Consider the following 20,753-nt stretch of genomic DNA (forward strand, 5'->3'; position numbering starts at 1 on the left):
ATGGCAAAAGAGAAATTTTCGCGCACGAAGCCGCATGCGAACATCGGGACGATCGGTCACGTCGACCATGGCAAGACGACGCTGACGGCAGCGATCACGAAGTTCTTTGGCGAATATCGGGCCTACGACCAGATTGATGCGGCGCCGGAAGAGAAGGCGCGCGGCATCACAATCTCGACGGCGCATGTGGAGTACGAGACGGAGAACCGTCACTACGCGCATGTCGACTGCCCGGGTCACGCCGACTATGTGAAGAACATGATCACGGGCGCGGCGCAGATGGACGGCGCGATCCTGGTGGTGTCTGCGGCCGACGGTCCGATGCCGCAGACGCGTGAGCACATTTTGCTCGCCCGTCAGGTCGGTGTTCCGGCGCTTGTCGTTTACATGAACAAGGTCGACCAGGTCGACGACGAGGAGCTTCTTGAGCTCGTCGAGCTCGAGGTTCGCGAGCTTCTGTCGTCCTACGAATTCCCGGGCGACGACATTCCGGTGATCAAGGGCTCGGCGCTTGTGGCGCTCGAGGACGGCGACAAGGCGCTTGGCGAGGATTCGATCCGCGCTCTGATGGCGGCTGTCGACGAATATATCCCGACGCCGGAGCGTCCGATCGACCAGCCGTTCCTGATGCCGATCGAGGACGTGTTCTCAATCTCCGGGCGCGGCACGGTTGTGACGGGTCGTGTGGAACGCGGCCAGATCAAGGTGGGTGAGGAAGTCGAGATCGTCGGCATCCGCGACACCCGCAAGACGACGGTGACGGGCGTTGAGATGTTCCGCAAGCTGCTGGACAGCGGCCAGGCGGGCGACAACATCGGCGCACTTCTTCGCGGCATCGACCGCGAGGGCGTGGAGCGCGGGCAGATCCTGTGCAAGCCGGGTTCGGTGACGCCGCACACGAAGTTCAAGGCGGAAGCGTACATTCTGACGAAGGAAGAGGGTGGCCGGCACACGCCGTTCTTCACCAACTACCGTCCTCAGTTCTACTTCCGGACGACGGACGTGACGGGTGTCGTGACGCTGCCCGAGGGCACCGAGATGGTGATGCCGGGCGACAATGTGACGATGGACGTCACGCTGATCGTGCCGATCGCGATGGAAGAGAAGCTGCGCTTCGCCATCCGTGAAGGCGGCCGCACCGTCGGCGCCGGCATCGTCTCCGAAATCATCGAGTAACCGAGATCGGGCGTGGCTTGTTCGCACCCGCGGACACCACGCCCCGTCTGTGAGGCAATGAAATGAACGGACAGAACATCCGGATCCGGCTTAAGGCCTTCGATCACCGCGTTCTCGATACGTCGACGGCGGAAATCGTCTCGACGGCAAAGAGGACCGGGGCGCAGGTCCGCGGGCCGATCCCGCTGCCGACCCGGATTGAGAAGTTCACGGTGAACCGGTCGCCGCATGTCGACAAGAAAAGCCGCGAGCAGTTTGAAATCCGCACGCACAAGCGCCTGCTCGACATCCTCGATCCCACACCGCAGACGGTCGATGCTTTGATGAAGCTCGACCTCGCGGCGGGCGTCGACGTCGAGATCAAGCTCTAGCGGATACCTGACGAAGGGAAGACCAGGATGCGTTCTGGCGTCATCGCAAAAAAACTCGGCATGACCCGAGTCTACACGGAAGCCGGCGAGCAGGTGCCGGTCACCGTTTTGAGACTCGACAATTGCCAGGTCGTCGCTCAGCGCACAGCGGAGAAGGACGGCTACACGGCCGTGCAGCTCGGTGTCGGGCGCGCCAAGCCGAAGAATACCGTGAAGGCCATGCGCGGCCATTTCGCGAAGGCCGAAGTCGAGCCTAAGCGTAAGGTCGCTGAATTTCGCGTGAGCCCGGAAAACATGATCGAAGTCGGGGCCGAGATTACGGCCGAGCATTTTCTGCCCGGTCAGTATGTCGACGTCACTGGCACCTCGATCGGTAAGGGTTTCGCCGGTGCCATGAAGCGGCACAATTTCGGTGGTCTGCGTGCGACCCACGGCGTGTCCGTGTCGCACCGCTCCCATGGTTCGACGGGTAACCGCCAGGATCCGGGCAAGGTCTTCAAGAACAAGAAGATGGCCGGCCATATGGGCGATACGCGGGTGACGACGCAGAATCTGCAGATCGTCCGCACCGACGCCGAGAAGGGTTTGCTTCTCGTGCGCGGCGCCGTTCCTGGTGCCAAGGGCGGCTGGCTCTTGGTTCGCGACGCGATCAAGAAGGCGGCGCCTGAGGGTGTCCCGACGCCGGCCGCGCTGCGCAAGGATGGTGGCGCTGCTGCAACGCCCGAGACCGCCGAAGGGGGCGCAGAATAATGGAACTTCAAGTCACCACGCTCGCCGGTGAATCTGCCGGGCAGGTGTCGGTATCGGATGAGGTCTTTGGCCTGGAGCCGCGGCAGGATCTTCTGCAGCGCATGATCCGTTACCAGCTCCTGAAGCGTCAGGCGGGAACGCACAAGGCGAAGGATCGCGGCGAAGTCTCGATGACGACCGCCAAGATGTATCGCCAGAAGGGCACTGGTCGGGCCCGTCACGGTTCGAAGAAGCCGGGCGTTTTCCGGGGCGGCGGCAAGTCACACGGTCCGGTTGCTCGCAGCCACGCGATCGAACTGCCGAAGAAGGTTCGCGCTCTTGCTCTGAAGCACGCTCTGTCTGTGCGGGCTCGGACGGAAACGCTGATCGTCATCGACGATGCCAAGGCGGGCGAAGCGAAGACCAAGGGTCTTGCCGCTCAGTTTGCCGGGCTCGGGCTCAACAGCGTCCTCATCGTGGACGGTGCGCAGCTCGACGACAACTTCGCCAAGGCGGCGCGCAATCTGCGCAATGTCGATGTGCTGCCTGTGCAGGGCATCAACGTCTACGACATTTTGCGGCGCGAGAAGCTGGTTTTGACGAAGTCGGCGATCGAGGCGCTGGAGGAGCGGTTCAAATGACCAGCCTCAAACACTACGACACAATCCTGTCGCCGGTGATCACGGAAAAGTCGACCTTTGCGTCTGAGAACAATCAGGTCGTCTTCAAAGTGAAGAAGGATGCCACGAAGCCGGAAATCCGCGCTGCCGTGGAGGAGCTCTTCAAGGTCAAAGTGACCGCGGTGAACACGCTGCTGCGCAAGGGCAAAACCAAGCGCTTCCGTGGCATCAAGGGCCGGCAGGGCGATTTCAAAAAAGCGATCGTGACCCTTCAGGAAGGGCACTCGATCGACGTGACGACGGGTCTTTAAGCGATGGCTTTGAAAACCTTCAATCCGCGTACGCCGGGCCAGCGTCAGCTGGTCATCGTCGACCGCTCGGGCCTCTGGAGTGGCAAGCCCGAGAAGAGCTTGACGGAAGGTCTGACAAAGTCGGGCGGACGCAACAATCTCGGTCGGGTGACAGCGCGTCGGCGTGGCGGTGGTCACAAGCGCAGCTATCGCATCATCGATTTCAAGCGTCGGAAGTTCGACGTGCCGGCAACGGTGGAGCGCCTCGAATACGATCCCAACAGGTCGGCATTCATCGCTCTGGTGCGTTACGAGGATGGCGAACTGTCGTACATCCTGGCGCCGCAGCGCGTTGCCGAGGGCGACGTCATCGTTTCGGGTCAGTCGAATGTCGACGTGAAGCCGGGCAACGCAATGCCTCTGCGGGCGATGCCGGTCGGCACGATCGTGCATAACGTCGAGCTGAAGCCGGGCCGTGGCGGCCAGATGGCACGCTCGGCGGGCGCCTACGCGCAGATCGTCGGACGTGACCAGGGCTATACGGTTCTGCGTCTTGGTTCTGGCGAGCAGCGTCTGGTTCAGGGTGTGTGCATGGCGACAGTCGGCGCCGTTTCCAACCCGGATCATTCCAATGTGAGCCTCGGCAAAGCCGGTCGGTCGCGTTGGCTCGGTCGTCGGCCGAGTGTTCGTGGTGTGGCGATGAACCCGATCGACCACCCGCACGGCGGTGGTGAAGGACGCACTTCGGGCGGCCGTCACCCGGTGACCCCCTGGGGCAAGCCGACAAAGGGCAAGCGCACGCGGTCCAATAAGGCATCGCAGAAATACATCGTCCGCTCTCGCCACGCCCGCAAGAAATAACGGGCCGGCACAGGCAGGATCAGGAGTTCAATCGAAGTGGCACGTTCAGTCTGGAAAGGTCCGTTCTTTGACGGCTTCCTCCTCAAGAAGGCGGAGAAGGCCCGCGAGTCCGGCCGCAAGGAAGTGATCAAGATCTGGAGCCGTCGCTCCACCATTCTCCCGCAGTTCGTCGGGCTCACTTTCGGCGTCCATAACGGGCACAAGCATATCCCTGTGCTCGTGACGGAAGACATGATCGGGCACAAGTTCGGCGAATTCGCTCCGACCCGCACCTATTACGGTCATGCGGCGGACAAGAAGGCGAAGAGGAAGTAACCATGGGTAAGCCCAAGCGTGAGCGGGCGCTCGGCGACAACGAGGCCAAGGCGGTTGCGCGTATGATGCGCATTTCGCCGCAAAAGCTGAACCTGGTTGCCGGCCTCATCCGTGGCAAGAAGGTGTCGACGGCGATTGCCGATCTCACCTTCTCGCGCAAACGCATCGCCATCCAGGTGAAGAAAACCTTGGAGAGCGCGGTTGCGAATGCGGAGAACAATCACGACTTGGACGTCGACAACCTGGTCGTCGCGGAAGCTCACGTCGGCAAAGCGCTCGTGATGAAGCGCTTTTCGCCGAGGGCGCGCGGCCGGGTCGGACGGATCACCAAGCCGTTTTCCAATCTCACCATCGTCGTGCGCGAAGTCGAGGACGCGGCCTAAGCGCCGAGGAGTAAGGTATGGGACAGAAAGTCAATCCGATCGGCCTCAGGCTCGGCATCAACAAGACCTGGGATTCCCGCTGGTTCGCCAGTGACGCGGAATACGGGCCCTTGTTGCACGAGGATCTCAGGATCCGCCGCGCTCTGATGGAAGATCTCAAGCAGGCCGCGGTGTCGCGCATCGTGATCGAACGTCCGCACAAGAAGTGCCGCGTGACGATCCAGACTGCGCGTCCGGGTATCGTGATCGGCAAAAAGGGCGCCGACATCGAAAAGCTGCGCCGTAAGGTGGCGCGGATGACGGACTCGGAAGTGCACATCAACATCGTTGAAGTGCGCAAGCCTGAGACGGATGCCGCTTTGATCGCTCAGTCGATCGCGCAGCAGCTGGAGCGTCGCGTGGCGTTCCGCCGGGCGATGAAGCGGTCGGTTCAGTCGGCGATGCGTCTTGGCGCGCAGGGCATCCGGATCGCATGCGGCGGCCGTCTCGGCGGTGCGGAAATCGCGCGAGCTGAATGGTACCGCGAAGGTCGCGTCCCGCTGCACACGCTGCGCGCGGACATCGATTTCGGGACGGCCACGGCGCATACCGCCTACGGCACGATCGGCATCAAGGTGTGGGTGTTCAAGGGCGAGATCCTCGAGCACGACCCGTTTGCATCCGAGAAGCGGCTGCTTGAAGGGCCTGAAGCTTCGCGCCGTGGCGCGTCGGCCTAAGAAGTCGCGGCTGATCGGACAAGGGAATTGAGAGAAGAACATGCTGCAACCCAAACGCACCAAGTTCCGCAAGGCGCATAAGGGCCGCATCCACGGAGCGGCGAAGGGCGGGACGGATCTGAACTTCGGCTCTTTCGGCCTTAAGGCGATGGAACCGGAGCGGATTACCGCCAGGCAAATCGAAGCGGCCCGCCGGGCGATCACGCGTCATATGAAGCGTGCCGGCCGTGTGTGGATCCGTATTTTCCCGGACGTGCCGGTGTCGTCGAAGCCGACCGAAGTGCGTATGGGTAAGGGCAAGGGCTCGCCGGAATACTGGGCGTGCCGCGTTCATCCGGGCCGCGTAATGTTTGAGATCGACGGTGTCGGCGAGGCGACTGCGCGCGAGGCGCTGCGTCTCGGAGCTGCGAAGCTGCCGGTGAAGACGCGCGTCGTCACCCGGATCGGCGAGTGAGGAAAAGGCCATGAAGGCGACCGAACTTCATACCAAATCGGTGGACGAGCTTAACGACGAGCTCGGCCGCTTGAAGAAGGAGCAGCTCAATCTGCGCTTCCAGCAGGCATCCGGCCAGCTGGAGAAGACCGCCCGCATCCGCGAGGTCCGCCGCACGATTGCGCGTATCAAAACCATTGCGGCGCAGAAGCATGCTGCCGCGGCGAAGGCTTGAGGAGCGAAGAATGCCGAAACGCGTGTTGCAAGGCACGGTGGTAAGCGACATCTCCGACAAGACGGTTACCGTCGACGTCGAGCGCCGCTTTACACATCCGCTCCTGAAGAAGACGGTCCGTCGGACGAAGAAGTATCAGGCGCATGACCCGAACAACGAGTTCAAGGTCGGCGACGTGATCTTCATCCAGGAGACCCGTCCGATTTCGAAGAACAAGTGCTGGCTGGCGATCGGCCGCGAAGCACCGACCGAATAGCGCACAGAAACAACTGTCGGAACAGCTGTTCCGGATGAAGAACAAGAAGGACGTCGGGCCATGATCCAGATGCAGACCAACCTCGATGTGGCGGACAATTCCGGCGCGCGCCGCGTGCAGTGCATCAAGGTGCTCGGCGGCTCGAAGAGAAAATACGCCCATGTCGGCGACATCATCGTCGTCTCCGTCAAGGAAGCCATTCCGCGTGGACGCGTGAAGAAGGGCGACGTGATGAAGGCGGTCGTGGTGCGCACCGCGAAGGACATTCGTCGTGCGGACGGCAGCGTCATCCGCTTTGACAAGAATGCGGCCGTGCTGGTGAACAACCAGAAAGAGCCGGTCGGCACGCGTATCTTCGGCCCGGTTCCGCGCGAGCTGCGCGCGAAGAACCACATGAAGATCATCTCGCTGGCACCGGAAGTGCTGTGAAAAGGGTTTGTTGATGGCCGCGAAGATCAAAAAGGGTGATCGGGTCATCGTTCTTGCCGGCAAGGATAAGGGCCGGAAGGGCGAAGTGATCCGGGTAATCCCGAAAGAGAACCGGGCGCTGGTGCGCGGGGTGAATATGATCACCCGTCATCAGCGTCAGACCGCGAGCGAAGAGGGCGGCATTGTGCGCAAGGAAGCGCCGGTGCATCTGTCCAATCTCGCGCTCGAAGACAAAGAGACGGGCGGCCCGACGCGGGTTGGCTTCCGGGTTCTGGAAGACGGCCGTAAGGTCCGCTACGCCAAGCGCTCAGGAGAAACGATCGATGGCTGAGGCTGCTTTCGATATCGACAGCTACTCGCCCCGGCTGCAGGCACATTACCGCGATGTGGTCGTGCCGAAGCTGAAGGAAGAGTTCGGCTACGCGAACCCGATGGTGGTGCCGCGGCTGGACAAGGTCGTCCTCAATATGGGCGTCGGCGAAGCGGTCTCGGACTCCAAGAAGGTTCAGTCGGCGGCGGAGGATCTCGCTCTGATCGCCGGTCAGAAGCCGGTCATCACGCGGGCACGCAAGTCGATCGCGACGTTCAAGCTGCGCGAAGGCATGCCGGTCGGCGTCAAGGTGACGCTGCGCCGCGAGCGGATGTTCGAGTTTCTCGATCGTCTCATCAACGTGGCTCTGCCGCGCGTGCGTGACTTTCGTGGCCTCAATCCGAAGAGCTTCGACGGGCGCGGCAATTACGCGCTCGGCATCAAAGAGCACATCGTCTTCCCGGAAGTGAACTACGACAAGGTCGATCAGATCTGGGGCATGGACATCATCGTCTGCACGACTGCGCAGACGGACGATGAGGGGCGGGCGCTCCTCAGGGAATTCAACTTTCCCTTCCGGCAGTAGTAGGCACAGCCTGCTAGACGCGGTTAGGGCGTGAAGAGGTAAGTATGGCGAAGAAGAGCGCAATCGAGAAGAACCGGCACCGCATGAAGCTCGTGAAGCAGTATGCGGCGAAGCGGGAGGCGTTGAAGGCGCTGGCGGCGGATGAATCGCTGTCGGACCAGGAGCGTTTCGCTGCCCGGCTTAAGCTTGCGAAGCTGCCGCGGAACTCGGCGCCGAGCCGGGTGCGGAACCGTTGCGAAGTGACGGGTCGTCCGCGTGCGTTCTATCGCAAGCTTCAGATGAGCCGTATTGCCCTTCGCGAGTTGGGCAACGAGGGCAAGATCCCCGGCCTCGTCAAGTCGAGCTGGTAGGAGCGATATCATGCTTATCAATGATCCTCTCGGCGATATGCTGACCCGTATCCGCAATGCGCAGGGGCGCCGGCGGACCTCGGTCAGCTCTCCGTCCTCGAAGCTCAGGATGCGTGTGCTCGACGTGTTGCAGGCGGAAGGTTACATCCGCGGCTATTCGGAAGTCGATCACGCCAACGGTATTTCGGAGCTCGAGATCGAGCTGAAGTACAACGAGGGCGAGCCGGTCATCCGCGAGATTCAGCGCGTCTCCACGCCGGGGCGGCGGGTCTACGCGTCTGTGAAATCGATCCCGACCGTTCATAAGGGCTTGGGCGTTTCGATCCTCTCCACGCCGAAGGGCGTCATGGCGGATTATGACGCACGCGAGCAGAATGTGGGCGGCGAGGTTCTGTGCCGCGTCTTCTAGGCGGGCTGAAGAAGCGAGTAAGAGATCATGTCGCGAATTGGCAAGAAGCCCGTCTCGATCCCGTCCGGTGTGACGGCGTCGGTTGACGGCCACACGGTCAAAGCGAAGGGCCCGAAGGGCGAGCTTTCCGTGGTTCTCGTCGACGACGTCGATGTCGCCATGGACGATGACGGCATCAAGGTCGATCCGGTCAACAAGTCGAAAAAGGCCCGCTCAGCTTGGGGAATGTCCCGCACCTTGGTGCAGAACATCGTTACCGGTGTGAGCCAGGGCTTTGAGAAGCGTCTGGAGATCAACGGCGTTGGCTATCGTGCGCAGGCCCAGGGCCAGGCGCTGAGCCTTTCGCTCGGTTATAGCCACGACGTCACCTATCCGGTGCCGGAAGGTATCCAGATTCAGACGCCGCGTCCGACGGAAATCGTCATCAGCGGTATCGACAAGCAGCAGGTCGGCCAGGTGGCCGCAGAGATCCGCGATTGGCGCCCGCCTGAGCCCTACAAGGGCAAGGGTGTCAAATACGCAGAGGAACGTATCTTCCGTAAGGAAGGTAAGAAGAAGTAACGGAGCGCAACGATGGGAACCTCAACGACGCGTCAACGGATGCGTACCGAGCGCCGCAAGGGCCGGGTGCGGGCGGCGCTGAAGCGGGTTGCTTACGGGCGGCCGCGGCTTTCCGTGTTCCGTTCTTCGCAGCATATCTATGTGCAGATTATCGACGACACGCAGGGGCGGACTTTGATTTCCGCTTCGACCGTGGAGAAGGATCTGCGTGAGACGCTGAAGAGCGGCGCGAATGTCCAGGCCGCGACTGCCGTTGGCAAGCTCTTGGCAGAGCGTGCGAAGGCAGCCGGTATCGAGAAGGTGCAGTTTGACCGCGGAAGCTATATCTATCATGGGCGAATCAAGGCCCTGGCAGATGCTGCTCGCGAGGTCGGGCTGGACTTTTAGGAATATGAGACAGGTCGTCGGGCCGACCCGGCAGTCGAGCAAACAGACGGACGAAGGTTAAAATGGCGCAAAGAGAACGTTCACAGCGCGGTGGCGGCGGACGCCGGGAGCGCGAGGAGAAGGTCGACAGCGAATTCGTCGACAAGCTCGTGCATATCAACCGCGTCGCCAAGGTCGTGAAGGGCGGTCGGCGCTTTGGTTTCGCCGCGCTCGTCGTGGTTGGCGATCAGCGCGGTCGGGTTGGCTTCGGTCACGGTAAGGCACGCGAAGTTCCGGAAGCGATCCGCAAGGCCACGGAAGCGGCCAAGCGGTCGATGATCCGGGTTCCGCTGCGCGAAGGCCGGACGTTGCATCACGACATTCACGGCCGCCACGGCGCAGGACGTGTCCTGATGCGTGCGGCTCCGGCCGGTACCGGCATCATCGCCGGCGGCCCGATGCGTGCGGTCTTCGAGACGCTCGGCGTGCACGATGTCGTTGCGAAGTCGCTCGGCACGTCCAACCCGTACAACATGGTGCGGGCGACGTTCGAGGCCTTGAAGAAGCAGGACAGCCCGCGCTCAGTCGCGGCACGTCGGGGCATCAAAGTGTCGACGCTGCAGGCTCGTCGCCAGCACGAAGTCGGCAGTGAGGCGCAGGGAGCCTGATCATGGCTGAGAAGACCATCACTGTGGAGCAGACCGGCAGCCCGCTGCGCCGTCCTGGCGTGCAGCGGCAGACGCTGATCGGGCTCGGACTCAACAAACAGCGCCGTCGGTCCGTTCTGCCTGACAATCCGGCAACCCGCGGCATGATTGCCAAGGTTCAGCATCTCGTTCGCGTCGTCGACGAGAACTGACACAACGATTTTGAATCGGGGCTTAAACCCAATGAAACTCAACGAACTTTCCGATAATCCGGGAGCCGTCAAAGAGCGCAAGCGCGTTGGACGCGGCATCGGGTCGGGCCTCGGCAAGACCGGCGGCCGCGGCGTGAAGGGTCAGACCTCGCGTTCGGGCGTCGCAATCAAGGGCTTCGAGGGCGGCCAGATGCCGCTGCATCGTCGTCTGCCGAAGCGGGGCTTCACCAACATCTTCGCCAAAGACTTCACGGAAGTGAATGTCGGGCGTCTGCAGCAGGCGGTGGATGCCGGCAAGCTCGACGCCAAGGCCGATGTGGATGCGGCCGCTCTCAAGGCAGCCGGTGTCATCCGCCGGACGAAGGACGGCGTGCGTATCCTCGGTGACGGCGAGCTCACGGCGAAGTTGACCCTCAAGGTCGCCGGCGCATCGCGCGCGGCCGTCGAGGCTGTGGAGAAGGCTAGCGGTTCGGTTACGATCATCGAGCCGGTCCCGGCCAAATCCCAATCCGGCAAGAGCGAAGACGCCTCCGCCTAAGCGAAGACGGCTCCCTGCCTAAACCGCATTCGGAGTTCCAATGGCTTCTGCAGCCGAACAGCTTGCCGCCAATTTGAACTTCGGCGCCTTTTCGAAGGCGACGGAGCTCAAAAAGCGGATCTGGTTCACGCTCGGTGCGCTGCTCGTTTATCGGCTCGGCACGTATATCCCGCTGCCGGGTATCAACATCGAAGCCCTGCAGCAGGCGTTCGAGCAGCAGTCGCAGGGTATCCTGGGCGTCTTCAACATGTTTGCCGGCGGTGCCGTCGGCCGCATGGCGATCTTCGCGCTCGGGATCATGCCCTATATCTCGGCGTCGATCATCATTCAGTTGATGACGACGGTCATCCCGACGCTCGAAGCGCTGAAGAAGGAAGGCGAGCAGGGCCGCAAGGTCATCAACCAGTACACGCGGTATCTGACCGTTGTGCTGGCTGCGTTCCAATCCTACGGCATCGCTGTCGGGCTTGAGGGCTCCTCAAGCGGTATCGTCGCGGATCCGGGTTGGTTCTTCCGCTTTACGGCCGTCGTGACGCTGACCGGCGGCACGATGTTCCTGATGTGGCTTGGTGAGCAGATCACCTCGCGCGGCATCGGCAACGGCATTTCGCTCATCATCTTCTCCGGCATCGTCGCCAATCTGCCCAACGCTTTGGCGGGAACGCTCGAACTGGGGCGTCAGGGCGCCTTGTCGACGCCGGTGATTTTGACCGTGATGGTTCTCGTCGTCACCGTGATCGCCTTCATCGTCTTCGTGGAGCGTGCCCAGCGGCGGCTCATCATCCAGTATCCCAAGCGTCAAATGGGCAACCGGATGTTCCAGGGCGACACCTCGCATCTGCCGCTGAAGCTCAACACCTCGGGCGTCATCCCGCCGATCTTCGCGTCATCGCTTCTGCTTCTGCCGATCACGGTCGCGAATTTCTCCGCCGGGCAGGGGCCCGCCTGGCTTGCTCAGGTGACGGCGATGCTCGGCCGTGGGCAGCCATTGCATATGGCGATCTACGCGGCGTTGATCATCTTCTTCGCCTTCTTCTACACGGCGATCGTGTTCAATCCGAAAGACACGGCCGACCAGTTGAAGAAGCATGGCGGCTTCATTCCGGGCATTCGCCCAGGTGAGCGCACGGCGGAATATATCGACTACGTGCTGACGCGGATCACGGTCGCGGGCGCTGCCTACCTCGTCATTGTGTGTCTTCTTCCTGAATTTCTGATCGCAGAGCTGTCTGTGCCTTTCTATTTCGGCGGCACGTCGCTCCTCATCGTTGTTAGTGTGACTATGGATACTGTTTCACAGGTGCAGGGCCATTTGCTCGCGCACCAGTACGAAGGGCTGGTCAAGAAATCGAAGCTGCGCGGGAGCCGGCGTCGATGAGACTGATCATTCTGGGACCCCCCGGAGCCGGGAAGGGCACCCAGGCCCAAAGGCTTGTGGAGAAGCACGGCCTCGTGCAGCTTTCGACCGGTGATATGCTCCGCGGTGCCGCGGCTGCTGGCACCGATGTCGGTCTCAAGGCGAAGGCCATCATGGACAGCGGCAATCTCGTCCCGGACGAGGTCGTCATCAACATCGTGTCTGAGCGGCTCGACGAGCCGGACGTTCAGAAGGGCTTCGTCCTTGACGGATTTCCGCGGACGTTGCCGCAAGCGGACGCACTTGAAGTGCTGCTTTCGGAAAAGGGCATGCCGCTCGACGGTGTCGTGCTTTTGACCGTCGAAGACGATGCTCTGGTTCAGCGGGTCGCAGGTCGGTATTCCTGCGCCAAATGCGGCGAGATCTATCACGACGAGACGAAGAAGCCGGCGAAAGAAGGCGTCTGCGACGTTTGCGGTTCAACCGAATTCCGCCGGCGCGACGATGACAATCCGGAAACGATTCGCCGGCGGCTTTCGGCCTATTATCGCGATACGGCACCCCTCGTTGGCTATTACTGGGCGAAGGGAAAGCTTCGTCAGGTCGACGGGATGGCGTCCGCAAGGGACGTTGCAGGTGCAATTGAAGACGTTATGGGCGATTTGAAGGGCTGATCTTCTGTCGATGCGGTTGACGGGCGGCCGCGTAAGGACTATCTCCGGCGCAATCCTGAAGTGCGGATAACGGCGCCGAAGCTCGGATGAAGCTTGGGGCGTCGTTTTTTGGCGTTTCGTCCCGAATAGGTGAAGCCGGGGCGCGCCGCTGATGCGGACTGCGCCAGACAAAGAGGAGAAAGACGTGGCACGTATTGCTGGCGTCAACATTCCGACCAACAAGCGCGTCGTGATCGCGCTGCAGGCCATCCATGGAATTGGACCGGCCATGGCGCGTGAAATCGCTGAGAAGGCGAACATCGATCTGTCGCGTCGTGTCAACGAGCTGTCGGATGCGGAGATCTTGCAGATCCGCGAGGCGATCGACCGCGATTATATCGTCGAGGGCGATCTGCGTCGTGAGGTGGCAATGAACATCAAGCGGCTGATGGATCTCGGCTGCTATCGCGGCCTGCGCCATCGGCGCGGGCTGCCGGTGCGCGGACAGCGCACCCATACCAATGCCCGGACCCGCAAGGGACCGGCCAAGGCAATCGCCGGCAAGAAGAAATAACGCCAAGGAAGGCCTGACTTAGATGGCGAAAGATACCACCAGGGTGCGTCGGCGCGAGCGGAAGAACATTACGTCGGGCATCGCCCACGTGAATTCGACGTTCAACAACACGATGATCACCATCACGGATGTGCAGGGCAACGCGATTTCGTGGTCCTCTGCCGGCGCGATGGGCTTCAAAGGATCGCGCAAGTCGACGCCCTATGCCGCTCAGATCGCGGCTGAGACTGCTGCCCAGAAGGCGCAGGAGCACGGCATGCGTACGCTCGAGGTCGAGGTTTCCGGACCTGGTTCGGGCCGTGAATCGGCTCTGCGCGCGCTTCAGGCTGCGGGCTTCACCATTACCTCGATCCGTGACGTGACGCCGATCCCCCACAACGGCTGCCGGCCCCCGAAGCGGCGCCGCGTCTGATCTCGCATTTGAGGTGTATGCGGCTCGCAAACGCGAGTCGCATCTGCATGCGAGAGCACAAAACGAAAGGTTCGTCCCCGTGGTGATACAAAAGAACTGGCAGGATCTCATTAAGCCGAACAAGCTTGATGTGAAGCACGGGTCCGATGCGAGCCGCATCGCTACCGTCGTCGCAGAACCGCTTGAGCGCGGCTTCGGCCTGACGCTCGGCAATGCGCTGCGCCGCGTGCTGTTGTCCTCGCTGCAGGGAGCGGCTGTGACCAGCCTGCAGATCGACGGCGTTCTGCACGAATTCTCCTCCATCGCCGGCGTTCGGGAAGATGTCACCGACATCGTCCTCAACGTGAAGGAAATCGCCATCAAGATGGAGAGCGAAGGCCCGAAGCGGCTGACGCTCAGAAAGTCCGGCCCGGGCGTGGTCCTGGCTGGCGACATCCAGACGGTTGGCGATATCGAAGTGCTCAACCCGGAACACGTTCTGTGCACGCTCGACGAGGGCGCGGACATTCGCATGGAGCTGACGGTCGATACCGGCAAGGGTTACGTGCCTGCGGATCGCAACCGCCCGGAAGACGCGCCGATCGGCCTCATTCCGGTCGACAGCCTCTATTCGCCGGTCAAAAAGGTTTCCTACCGCGTCGAGAATACGCGTGAGGGCCAGGTGCTCGATTACGACAAGCTGACCTTGTCGCTCGAGACCGACGGTTCGGTTTCGCCGGATGACGCCGTTGCCTACGCGGCCCGGATCCTGCAGGACCAGCTTTCGATCTTCGTCAACTTCGACGAGCCGAAGAAGGAAGAGGTTCACGAGGCAACTCCGGAGCTCGCTTTCAACCCGGCGCTTCTGAAGAAGGTGGACGAGCTGGAGCTTTCGGTTCGCTCGGCCAACTGCTTGAAGAACGACAATATCGTCTATATCGGCGACCTCATTCAGAAGACCGAGGCGGAGATGCTGCGCACGCCGAACTTCGGCCGCAAGTCGCTGAACGAGATCAAGGAGGTTCTTGCCTCCATGGGCCTGCATCTCGGTATGGAAGTGGCCAATTGGCCGCCCGACAATATCGACGATCTCGCCAAACGCTTCGAAGACCAATACTAAGCTTTGATGAACAGCGGCGGGAGCCGTCGTTCGAATGAGGAGACAGGGCCATGCGCCACAGAAAGACCGGCCGTAAGCTGAATCGGACGTCGAGCCATCGTCAGGCAATGTTTGCCAATATGGCGGCGGCGCTCATTCGCCACGAGCAGATCGTGACAACCCTGCCGAAAGCGAAAGAGCTCCGGCCGTTCGTGGAGAAGCTCGTCACGCTCGGAAAGCGGGGCGACCTGCATGCGCGTCGGATCGCGATGTCGCGTCTGCGCGATGAAGAGATGGTCAAGAAGCTTTTCGAGACGATCGGCCCGCGCTACGGCGAGCGGAATGGCGGTTACACCCGCGTGCTCAAGGCCGGCTTCCGGTATGGTGACAGCGCGCCGGTCGGCGTGATCGAGTTCGTCGATCGCGATGAGGACGCGCGTGGCGCCGAGGATCGGGCTCGCATGGAAGCGGCCGAGGTCGCGGAAGCCGCAGCGTAAGGCTTGTCGGCCTTCATGGATTGCGAAAAGGGGCCCTCGTGGCCCCTTTTTTGTTGGTGCGGTCGGGATGCGGCGGGATCATTGCCCGCACGACATAGAATTTCCGGATTTAACCGGTTCCTGGCTCAGTCTTTTCAAGCGTGAACGACCAAGGTCCGCTCCGGGGCCGCTCGCGCATTCCCTCTGCCATATTGGAGGCTCTCGTGACGTCGTTTCGTCAGTTTCGCCTTGCCTGCTGTCTTCTGCTCGCCTCTGCCAGTGTTTCGAGCGGCGTCCTCGTCGGCGTCCCGCTGGCGCATGCCCAGGACGTGCCGCAAAGCCGCGAAGAGATTTCTCTCTCCTTTGCGCCGATCGTGAAGCAAGCTGCTCCTGCGGTCGTCAACGTCTATGCGAAGCAGATCGTGCGCACGGCGCCGTCGCCGTTCGCGGACGATCCCTTCTTCCGGCATTTTTTCGGTGATGGTGGCTTCGGTTCGCCTTTGGGCGTGCCGCGGGAACGGGCGCGCAATTCGCTCGGCTCCGGCGTCATCGTGGATGCATCCGGCCTCGTCGTCACGAACTATCACGTCATCCGCGGTGCTGATGAGGTGAAGGTGGCCTTGTCGGATGGGCGCGAGTTCGAAGCCGAAATTCTGCTGCGCGACGAGCAGAGCGATCTCGCAATCCTGAAGATCTCGGACGGCAACGCAGACTTCCCGACGCTTTCCTTCGCCGATTCGGACGATCTCGAGGTCGGCGATCTCGTGCTCGCGATCGGCAACCCTTTCGGTGTCGGACAGACGGTGACAAGTGGCATCGTTTCGGCGGTGGCACGCACCGAGGTCGGCATCTCCGACATGGCGTTCTTCATTCAGACCGATGCGGCGATCAATCCGGGCAATTCCGGTGGTGCGTTGATCGATGTGAAGGGGCGGCTTGTCGGGATCAATTCGGCGATCTTTTCGCGTTCCGGGGGCTCGAACGGGATCGGCTTTGCGATTCCCTCGAACATGGCGCAGGCTGTTGCCGCTCAGGCGCTCGCCGGCGGGACGGAAGTCGTGCGGCCATGGATCGGGGCGACCTTCCAGAAGGTGACGCCGGATATTGCCCGCTCGCTCGATCTGCCGCGGCCGCAGGGCGCGCTCGTCGTCAAGGTGTTCGAGGGCTCTCCCGCCGAAAAGGCCGGTCTTGCGGTCGGCGATCTCGTGCTGGCTGCCGACGATTACGAGGTGGCCAATCCGCGCTCGCTTGAATACCGGCTGACAATCAAGGGAATCGGCGAGACGGAAAAGCTTGTCGTCCTGCGCGATGGGGCAGAGAAGACGCTGACTGTCTCGTTGGAATCGGCGCCGGAGACGGTGCGGGCCGACGAGCAGCTTCTCGATGGCTATTCCCCCCTGACCGGGGCCACGGTTGCCAATCTCTCCCCGAGGCTTGCAGAGAGACTGCGGCTGCCGAGCGATCAAGAGGGCGTTGCGGTCACAAAGGTGGAGCCGCGTTCACCCGCCGCGCAGCTCGGACTGCAGCCTGGTGATATTGTCGTCGCTCTGCAGGGGCACGCGGTTGCGTCGTCTCGCGACCTGAAGCGTATGACGAGCCAGAAGCAGCGGTTGTGGCGGATTACGGTCAATCGCGGCGGTCGGCTCTCGCGGCTCGTCATAGGTGGATGAGGGGCAATTGTCGGATAACCTCTTTACAGCAGCCGGATTGGAAAAGAGCGCGCCGCAGCCGCTGCCTGACCGGCTGCGGCCGAAGAAGCTCGCTGATGTGGTGGGCCAGCCGCATCTGACGGGTGAGGACGGCACGCTCACCCGCATGCTTCGGACACGCTCTCTCGGCTCTCTGGTCTTCTGGGGGCCACCTGGGACGGGCAAGACCACGGTCGCACGGCTTCTGGCTCGCGAGACGGACCTTTATTTCCAGCAGCTGTCGGCGATCTTTTCCGGCGTTGCCGATCTCAAGAAGCATTTCGAGGCGGCGCGCGGGCGCCGGCAGACGGGGCAGGGGACGCTTCTCTTCGTCGACGAAATCCATCGCTTCAATCGTGCGCAGCAGGATAGCTTTCTTCCCGTGATGGAGGATGGGACGGTGACGCTCGTCGGGGCGACCACCGAAAACCCGTCTTTCGAGCTCAACGCGGCGCTTCTGTCGCGCGCCGCCGTTTTGGTGTTTCGCCCGCTCGATTCCGACGCGCTCGGCAAGCTTGTCGAACGCGCCGAAAAAGAGGAAGGGCGGAGGCTGCCGCTCGATGAAGAGGCACGCGGCGTTCTTCTGCGTATGGCCGACGGTGACGGACGGGCCGTACTCGCGCTTGCCGAAGAGGTCTGGCGCGCGGCGGGAAAGGACGAGACCTTTGATGCGAAGCGCCTGCAGAAGGTTCTGCAGCGGCGGGCGCCGATCTACGACAAGAGCCAGGACGGCCATTACAATCTGATTTCGGCGCTGCACAAATCCGTGCGCGGTTCCGACCCGCAGGCGGCTCTCTACTATCTCGGGCGCATGCTCGATGCGGGCGAAGACCCGATGTATCTGGCGCGGCGGGTCATCCGCATGGCGGTGGAGGATATCGGTCTCGCGGATCCGCAGGGCCTCGTGCAGGCGAATGCCGCCAAAGAGGCCTACCATATGCTGGGCTCGCCCGAAGGCGAGCTCGCCATTGCCCAGGCCGTCGTCTATCTCGCAACGGCGCCGAAATCGAACGCCCTCTACAAGGCGTATGGCGCTGCGCGCCGGACGGCCAAGGAGGCCGGCTCACTCCAACCGCCGAAGCACATTCTCAATGCCCCGACGAAGCTCATGCAGGCGGAAGGGTATGGGGCCGGCTACGCCTATGATCATGCGCAGGAAGAAGCGTTCTCGGGACAGAATTATTTCCCCGACGAGCTCGAGCGCCAGGACTTCTACGTGCCGACAGGCCGGGGGTTCGAAGCGGAGCTGAAGAGGCACCTCGATCATTGGGACAGGCTGCGGCGCGAGCGTACCAAAGACGAAGACGAGACCTGATTGACCGAGCGGGTGACGCCAAATGGCGTCGCCTTCGTGCCCGGACGTGTGTTTTCCGGCTTGGGTTGGGCATTCGCTTAAAAGAATCGACAGGTTCAACTGCGGAGGCTTCGAGACGCATGGCCGCGCTCATTCGCGACTGCGACCTTTGCCGTCAAGCCCCTGAGGCGGCAAAGAAATCCCTCTGAACCTGCGCGTCCTCTCGGAAGGGCGTTAGGACGGGCCGAACGCAATTGTCACCAGAAAAAGGTTCTGAGGTGGCAAAAATCTGACGTGCTCTTCCTTGACCCTGCGTCGCCGCCTTCTACCTCCTTTTGGGCTTCATAAAGATGTGCGACGGATCCCGCCTCAGAGCGGTGCTTTCGTTCGTCCAACAGACAAACGAGGAGCCATATGAGCGAACAGACGGCGGATCAAACAGGCGATGCGACCGAGGACATACCGACCGACTACGAAGTCGGTCAGGATAATATCCAGGTCTTCGGCCTCGATTTTCATAACCCCGTATTCATCGTGTCAGGGCTGACGATCATTCTGTTCGTTGCTCTCTCCCTTATCTTTCAACAGGGGGCGGAGAGTTTCTTCACCTGGCTGCGCCCGTTCCTGACGTCGAACCTCGACTGGCTCTTCCTGATAGCCGGAAACGCGTTCGTCCTCTTTTCCCTGTTTTTGATCGTCTCGCCTTTCGGGAAAATTCGGCTGGGCGGTCCTGATGCCAGACCGGAGTACAATTACGCGGGTTGGTTCGCCATGCTCTTCGCCGCGGGCATGGGCATCGGGCTCATGTTCTACGGCGTTTCGGAGCCTCTGACCCATTATAACGCTTCCGTCGCAGCGGACGCCGGGCAAGCCGGGAGCGATGCGCCTTTGATGGGCGCGCCTGGCGATCCAGAAGCGGCGAGGCGGCTCGCAATGGCGGCCACGATCTTCCACTGGGGCCTGCATCCCTGGGCGATCTATGCCGTCGTCGCGCTCGCGCTTGCGCTTTTCAGCTACAACAAGGGCCTGCCTTTAACCATCCGCTCCGCCTTTTACCCGATCTTCGGTGAGGCCGTGTGGGGCTGGCTCGGCCATGTCATCGATACGCTCGCCGTCTTTGCCACGCTGTTCGGACTGGCGACATCGCTCGGTTTCGGTGCGGAACAGGCGCTCGCGGGTCTCAACCACATCTTCGGCATTCCGGATACCGACCCGTGGAAAGTGGGGCTGATCGTAGCGATCACCGGCTGCGCACTCACCTCGGTCGTCGCCGGCCTCGACGCGGGCGTGAAGCGGCTGAGCGAGATCAATATGATCCTGGCCTTCCTGCTGCTCGTCTTTGTGGTGGCGGTAGGGCCGACGCTTGCGATCGTCTCAGGCTTTTTTGAGAACATCGTCGCCTATGCACGCGACATCATTCCGCTGTCGAACCCGATCGGCCGCAACGATGACAGTTTCCGCAACGGCTGGACGACATTCTACTGGGCCTGGTGGATTTCCTGGTCGCCCTTCGTCGGCATGTTCATTGCGCGCGTTTCGTATGGGCGCACGGTGCGTGAGTTCATGATCTGCGTCCTCATCATCCCGACGATCGTCAGCATCTTCTGGATGACGGCTTTTGGCGGGACGGCGATCTCGCAGCTGATGAATGGCTATGAAGGGGCCGTCAGTGCCGAGCTGCCTGTGAAGCTCTTCCTGATGCTGGAGCATCTGCCGCTCGCTTCGATCACGTCGTTCATCGGCATCGTCCTGGTGATTGTCTTCTTCGTCACCTCGTCGGATTCCGGCTCGCTGGTGATCGATACGATTACGGCCGGCGGCAAGGTCGACGCCCCGGTGGCGCAGCGTGTCTTCTGGGCGACCTTCGAAGGGCTGGTGGCCATTGCGCTCCTTCTCGGGGGCGGGCTCAAAGCCCTGCAATCGGCCGCTGTCGCCACGGGCTTTCCCTTTGCGCTCATCCTGCTCCTGATGATCTGGTGCATCTATCAGGGCTTGAAGGGCGAGCAGCGGGCGCTGGTCGAAGCGCAGGAGGCAGAGGCGACGGCCTGATCCGTCAAAACCTCTTTTCTGAAGAAGGGCGCGGTGACCCCGCGCCCTCAGACTGCTGACAAAGCCCTGGCGTGAGCCGGGGCTTTTTGATTCAGTGGGCCATGTTGAAGAGCCCGGCCCCTGAGCAGACTGCGATCGAGATGGTGACACTCGATCAATTGGTTCCCAAGGATCACCTGCTTCGCAAGATCGACGCGGTGATCGACTTCTCGTTCATCCATGACCGGGTTGCGGGGCTCTACTGTCCGGATAATGGCCGCCCGGCGCTCGATCCGACCTTGATGTTCAAGGCGCTGTTCCTGGGCTATCTCTTCGGCATCCGCTCTGAGCGCCAGTTGGTGCGCGAGATCGAGGTGAATGTCGCCTATCGCTGGTTCCT

Annotated in this window: 32 protein-coding genes; all 32 read left to right on the forward strand. The window is 61.8% G+C overall.

The genetic code is table 11. The annotated features are described in order from the left end of the window. A complete protein-coding gene (tuf, locus tag BLP76_RS18075) occupies positions 1–1,176 on the forward strand; it encodes an elongation factor Tu (protein WP_092816183.1) in 1,176 nt (391 codons plus the stop codon). 62 nt (positions 1,177–1,238) lie between these two features. Continuing rightward, positions 1,239–1,547 (forward strand): 30S ribosomal protein S10, encoded by a 309-nt coding sequence (gene rpsJ / locus BLP76_RS18080; RefSeq protein WP_092816559.1) that lies wholly within the window; start codon positions 1,239–1,241, stop codon positions 1,545–1,547. Positions 1,548–1,574: 27 nt separating this feature from the next. Next, positions 1,575–2,297, forward strand: coding sequence for a 50S ribosomal protein L3 (gene rplC / locus BLP76_RS18085; RefSeq protein ID WP_092816561.1), 723 nt, complete (start codon positions 1,575–1,577; stop codon positions 2,295–2,297). Then, positions 2,297–2,917, forward strand: a complete 621-nt coding sequence (rplD, locus tag BLP76_RS18090) for a 50S ribosomal protein L4 (protein WP_092816563.1) — start codon at positions 2,297–2,299, stop codon at positions 2,915–2,917. Before rplC ends, rplD begins: the two co-directional genes overlap by 1 nt. Beyond that, on the forward strand, positions 2,914–3,207 hold the full coding sequence (locus tag BLP76_RS18095; protein ID WP_092816565.1) for a 50S ribosomal protein L23: 294 nt from the start codon (positions 2,914–2,916) through the stop codon (positions 3,205–3,207). The genes rplD and BLP76_RS18095 overlap by 4 nt, the downstream gene beginning before the upstream one ends. Before the next feature lie 3 nt (positions 3,208–3,210). Then, entirely contained in the window at positions 3,211–4,047 is an 837-nt protein-coding gene (rplB, locus tag BLP76_RS18100) for a 50S ribosomal protein L2 (RefSeq protein WP_092816567.1), read from the forward strand. A gap of 36 nt (positions 4,048–4,083) precedes the next feature. Next, on the forward strand, positions 4,084–4,362 hold the full coding sequence (rpsS, locus tag BLP76_RS18105) for a 30S ribosomal protein S19 (RefSeq protein ID WP_092816569.1): 279 nt from the start codon (positions 4,084–4,086) through the stop codon (positions 4,360–4,362). Between the two features lie 2 nt (positions 4,363–4,364). Then, positions 4,365–4,745, forward strand: a complete 381-nt coding sequence (rplV, locus tag BLP76_RS18110) for a 50S ribosomal protein L22 (RefSeq protein ID WP_092816571.1) — start codon at positions 4,365–4,367, stop codon at positions 4,743–4,745. A 17-nt stretch (positions 4,746–4,762) separates the two neighbouring features. Continuing rightward, entirely contained in the window at positions 4,763–5,461 is a 699-nt protein-coding gene (gene rpsC, locus BLP76_RS18115; RefSeq protein ID WP_092816573.1) for a 30S ribosomal protein S3, read from the forward strand. Between the two features lie 40 nt (positions 5,462–5,501). Further along, a complete protein-coding gene (gene rplP, locus BLP76_RS18120; RefSeq protein WP_092816575.1) occupies positions 5,502–5,915 on the forward strand; it encodes a 50S ribosomal protein L16 in 414 nt (137 codons plus the stop codon). Positions 5,916–5,925: 10 nt separating this feature from the next. Beyond that, entirely contained in the window at positions 5,926–6,129 is a 204-nt protein-coding gene (gene rpmC / locus BLP76_RS18125) for a 50S ribosomal protein L29 (RefSeq protein ID WP_092816577.1), read from the forward strand. Between the two features lie 10 nt (positions 6,130–6,139). Beyond that, positions 6,140–6,385, forward strand: coding sequence for a 30S ribosomal protein S17 (rpsQ, locus tag BLP76_RS18130; protein ID WP_092816579.1), 246 nt, complete (start codon positions 6,140–6,142; stop codon positions 6,383–6,385). A gap of 60 nt (positions 6,386–6,445) precedes the next feature. Continuing rightward, positions 6,446–6,814 (forward strand): 50S ribosomal protein L14, encoded by a 369-nt coding sequence (gene rplN, locus BLP76_RS18135; protein ID WP_092816581.1) that lies wholly within the window; start codon positions 6,446–6,448, stop codon positions 6,812–6,814. Between the two features lie 13 nt (positions 6,815–6,827). After that, positions 6,828–7,145 (forward strand): 50S ribosomal protein L24, encoded by a 318-nt coding sequence (gene rplX, locus BLP76_RS18140; RefSeq protein WP_092816583.1) that lies wholly within the window; start codon positions 6,828–6,830, stop codon positions 7,143–7,145. Further along, positions 7,138–7,710, forward strand: a complete 573-nt coding sequence (gene rplE / locus BLP76_RS18145) for a 50S ribosomal protein L5 (protein ID WP_092816585.1) — start codon at positions 7,138–7,140, stop codon at positions 7,708–7,710. The genes rplX and rplE overlap by 8 nt, the downstream gene beginning before the upstream one ends. Positions 7,711–7,754: 44 nt before the next feature. Then, the gene (gene rpsN, locus BLP76_RS18150) at positions 7,755–8,060 is read left to right on the forward strand and encodes a 30S ribosomal protein S14 (RefSeq protein ID WP_092816586.1); all 306 of its coding nucleotides are present in this window, start codon (positions 7,755–7,757) and stop codon (positions 8,058–8,060) included. 10 nt (positions 8,061–8,070) lie between these two features. Then, entirely contained in the window at positions 8,071–8,469 is a 399-nt protein-coding gene (gene rpsH / locus BLP76_RS18155; RefSeq protein ID WP_092816588.1) for a 30S ribosomal protein S8, read from the forward strand. Between the two features lie 27 nt (positions 8,470–8,496). After that, positions 8,497–9,030 (forward strand): 50S ribosomal protein L6, encoded by a 534-nt coding sequence (gene rplF / locus BLP76_RS18160; protein WP_092816590.1) that lies wholly within the window; start codon positions 8,497–8,499, stop codon positions 9,028–9,030. A gap of 12 nt (positions 9,031–9,042) precedes the next feature. Beyond that, complete coding sequence (gene rplR, locus BLP76_RS18165; protein WP_171904423.1) at positions 9,043–9,417, forward strand: 50S ribosomal protein L18; 375 nt, start codon at positions 9,043–9,045, stop codon at positions 9,415–9,417. A 62-nt stretch (positions 9,418–9,479) separates the two neighbouring features. Next, complete coding sequence (gene rpsE / locus BLP76_RS18170; RefSeq protein ID WP_092816594.1) at positions 9,480–10,064, forward strand: 30S ribosomal protein S5; 585 nt, start codon at positions 9,480–9,482, stop codon at positions 10,062–10,064. Positions 10,065–10,066: 2 nt separating this feature from the next. Beyond that, positions 10,067–10,255: a 50S ribosomal protein L30 gene (rpmD, locus tag BLP76_RS18175; RefSeq protein ID WP_170130574.1), complete on the forward strand. Its 189-nt coding sequence runs from the start codon at positions 10,067–10,069 to the stop codon at positions 10,253–10,255. A gap of 31 nt (positions 10,256–10,286) precedes the next feature. Next, on the forward strand, positions 10,287–10,793 hold the full coding sequence (rplO, locus tag BLP76_RS18180; RefSeq protein ID WP_092816598.1) for a 50S ribosomal protein L15: 507 nt from the start codon (positions 10,287–10,289) through the stop codon (positions 10,791–10,793). A 40-nt stretch (positions 10,794–10,833) separates the two neighbouring features. Beyond that, positions 10,834–12,171 (forward strand): preprotein translocase subunit SecY, encoded by a 1,338-nt coding sequence (gene secY, locus BLP76_RS18185; RefSeq protein ID WP_092816600.1) that lies wholly within the window; start codon positions 10,834–10,836, stop codon positions 12,169–12,171. Continuing rightward, positions 12,168–12,824, forward strand: coding sequence for an adenylate kinase (locus BLP76_RS18190; RefSeq protein ID WP_092816602.1), 657 nt, complete (start codon positions 12,168–12,170; stop codon positions 12,822–12,824). The genes secY and BLP76_RS18190 overlap by 4 nt, the downstream gene beginning before the upstream one ends. A gap of 184 nt (positions 12,825–13,008) precedes the next feature. Continuing rightward, entirely contained in the window at positions 13,009–13,377 is a 369-nt protein-coding gene (gene rpsM / locus BLP76_RS18195) for a 30S ribosomal protein S13 (protein ID WP_092816613.1), read from the forward strand. A gap of 22 nt (positions 13,378–13,399) precedes the next feature. Further along, positions 13,400–13,789 (forward strand): 30S ribosomal protein S11, encoded by a 390-nt coding sequence (gene rpsK / locus BLP76_RS18200; RefSeq protein ID WP_092816604.1) that lies wholly within the window; start codon positions 13,400–13,402, stop codon positions 13,787–13,789. 82 nt (positions 13,790–13,871) lie between these two features. Next, on the forward strand, positions 13,872–14,888 hold the full coding sequence (locus BLP76_RS18205) for a DNA-directed RNA polymerase subunit alpha (RefSeq protein ID WP_092816615.1): 1,017 nt from the start codon (positions 13,872–13,874) through the stop codon (positions 14,886–14,888). A 50-nt stretch (positions 14,889–14,938) separates the two neighbouring features. Beyond that, positions 14,939–15,364 (forward strand): 50S ribosomal protein L17, encoded by a 426-nt coding sequence (gene rplQ, locus BLP76_RS18210; RefSeq protein WP_092816606.1) that lies wholly within the window; start codon positions 14,939–14,941, stop codon positions 15,362–15,364. 203 nt (positions 15,365–15,567) lie between these two features. Further along, positions 15,568–17,013, forward strand: a complete 1,446-nt coding sequence (locus BLP76_RS18215; RefSeq protein WP_092816607.1) for a DegQ family serine endoprotease — start codon at positions 15,568–15,570, stop codon at positions 17,011–17,013. Between the two features lie 7 nt (positions 17,014–17,020). Next, positions 17,021–18,346: a replication-associated recombination protein A gene (locus BLP76_RS18220; RefSeq protein ID WP_207145451.1), complete on the forward strand. Its 1,326-nt coding sequence runs from the start codon at positions 17,021–17,023 to the stop codon at positions 18,344–18,346. Positions 18,347–18,739: 393 nt separating this feature from the next. Then, positions 18,740–20,374, forward strand: coding sequence for a BCCT family transporter (locus tag BLP76_RS18225; protein ID WP_092816611.1), 1,635 nt, complete (start codon positions 18,740–18,742; stop codon positions 20,372–20,374). Between the two features lie 101 nt (positions 20,375–20,475). Further along, a partial coding sequence (locus BLP76_RS18230; RefSeq protein WP_139163778.1) for a transposase occupies positions 20,476–20,753 on the forward strand: 278 nt, incomplete at its 3' end.

The sequence above is a fragment of the Afifella marina DSM 2698 genome, from assembly GCF_900102695.1.
Taxonomy (GTDB): domain Bacteria; phylum Pseudomonadota; class Alphaproteobacteria; order Rhizobiales; family Afifellaceae; genus Afifella; species Afifella marina.

Bases quoted from the DNA above. Each gene is read 5' to 3' on its own strand.
- BLP76_RS18095 (WP_092816565.1), top strand. From the start codon at position 2,914: ATGACCAGCCTCAAACACTACGACACAATCCTGTCGCCGGTGATCACG.
- rplX (WP_092816583.1), top strand. From the start codon at position 6,828: ATGGCCGCGAAGATCAAAAAGGGTGATCGGGTCATCGTTCTTGCCGGC.
- rpmD (WP_170130574.1), top strand. From the start codon at position 10,067: ATGGCTGAGAAGACCATCACTGTGGAGCAGACCGGCAGCCCGCTGCGC.
- rpsE (WP_092816594.1), top strand. From the start codon at position 9,480: ATGGCGCAAAGAGAACGTTCACAGCGCGGTGGCGGCGGACGCCGGGAG.
- rpsN (WP_092816586.1), top strand. From the start codon at position 7,755: ATGGCGAAGAAGAGCGCAATCGAGAAGAACCGGCACCGCATGAAGCTC.
- rpmC (WP_092816577.1), top strand. From the start codon at position 5,926: ATGAAGGCGACCGAACTTCATACCAAATCGGTGGACGAGCTTAACGAC.
- rplE (WP_092816585.1), top strand. From the start codon at position 7,138: ATGGCTGAGGCTGCTTTCGATATCGACAGCTACTCGCCCCGGCTGCAG.
- tuf (WP_092816183.1), top strand. From the start codon at position 1: ATGGCAAAAGAGAAATTTTCGCGCACGAAGCCGCATGCGAACATCGGG.
- rplD (WP_092816563.1), top strand. From the start codon at position 2,297: ATGGAACTTCAAGTCACCACGCTCGCCGGTGAATCTGCCGGGCAGGTG.
- BLP76_RS18225 (WP_092816611.1), top strand. From the start codon at position 18,740: ATGAGCGAACAGACGGCGGATCAAACAGGCGATGCGACCGAGGACATA.
- secY (WP_092816600.1), top strand. From the start codon at position 10,834: ATGGCTTCTGCAGCCGAACAGCTTGCCGCCAATTTGAACTTCGGCGCC.
- rplO (WP_092816598.1), top strand. From the start codon at position 10,287: ATGAAACTCAACGAACTTTCCGATAATCCGGGAGCCGTCAAAGAGCGC.
- BLP76_RS18190 (WP_092816602.1), top strand. From the start codon at position 12,168: ATGAGACTGATCATTCTGGGACCCCCCGGAGCCGGGAAGGGCACCCAG.
- rplN (WP_092816581.1), top strand. From the start codon at position 6,446: ATGATCCAGATGCAGACCAACCTCGATGTGGCGGACAATTCCGGCGCG.
- rplF (WP_092816590.1), top strand. From the start codon at position 8,497: ATGTCGCGAATTGGCAAGAAGCCCGTCTCGATCCCGTCCGGTGTGACG.
- rpsC (WP_092816573.1), top strand. From the start codon at position 4,763: ATGGGACAGAAAGTCAATCCGATCGGCCTCAGGCTCGGCATCAACAAG.
- rplC (WP_092816561.1), top strand. From the start codon at position 1,575: ATGCGTTCTGGCGTCATCGCAAAAAAACTCGGCATGACCCGAGTCTAC.
- rplR (WP_171904423.1), top strand. From the start codon at position 9,043: ATGGGAACCTCAACGACGCGTCAACGGATGCGTACCGAGCGCCGCAAG.
- rplB (WP_092816567.1), top strand. From the start codon at position 3,211: ATGGCTTTGAAAACCTTCAATCCGCGTACGCCGGGCCAGCGTCAGCTG.
- rplP (WP_092816575.1), top strand. From the start codon at position 5,502: ATGCTGCAACCCAAACGCACCAAGTTCCGCAAGGCGCATAAGGGCCGC.
- rplV (WP_092816571.1), top strand. From the start codon at position 4,365: ATGGGTAAGCCCAAGCGTGAGCGGGCGCTCGGCGACAACGAGGCCAAG.
- rplQ (WP_092816606.1), top strand. From the start codon at position 14,939: ATGCGCCACAGAAAGACCGGCCGTAAGCTGAATCGGACGTCGAGCCAT.
- rpsQ (WP_092816579.1), top strand. From the start codon at position 6,140: ATGCCGAAACGCGTGTTGCAAGGCACGGTGGTAAGCGACATCTCCGAC.
- rpsK (WP_092816604.1), top strand. From the start codon at position 13,400: ATGGCGAAAGATACCACCAGGGTGCGTCGGCGCGAGCGGAAGAACATT.
- rpsJ (WP_092816559.1), top strand. From the start codon at position 1,239: ATGAACGGACAGAACATCCGGATCCGGCTTAAGGCCTTCGATCACCGC.
- rpsH (WP_092816588.1), top strand. From the start codon at position 8,071: ATGCTTATCAATGATCCTCTCGGCGATATGCTGACCCGTATCCGCAAT.